Origin of the sequence: Streptomyces lothianensis (assembly GCF_047779955.1) — a bacterium.
GTDB lineage: Bacteria > Actinomycetota > Actinomycetes > Streptomycetales > Streptomycetaceae > Streptomyces.
The window spans coordinates 1-210 of sequence record NZ_JBLMKT010000189.1; the positions used below are offsets into that span (position 1 = coordinate 1).

Below are 210 nucleotides of genomic sequence, written 5' to 3' on the forward strand. Positions count from 1 at the left end.
ATCAGTTCGGTGGCTGTCGCGAGCACCAGCCGCGCCCCCGACAGCAGCGCCATGAAGACCTCGGACGCGGCGGCGTCGAAGCTCGGTGAAGCGAACTGCAGCACACGGCTGTCCGCGGTCACACCGAACCGTTCGATCTGTCCCGCGGCCAGCGAGGCGATGCCCGTGTGGGTGACGACGACGCCCTTGGGGCGGCCGGTCGAGCCGGAG

General features: G+C 70.5%; 1 protein-coding gene. It reads right to left on the minus strand.

All coding sequences use genetic code 11. The annotated features are described in order from the left end of the window. On the minus strand, positions 1-210 hold a 210-nt coding region (locus ACLF6P_RS30175; protein ID WP_415954622.1), incomplete at both ends, for an AMP-binding protein.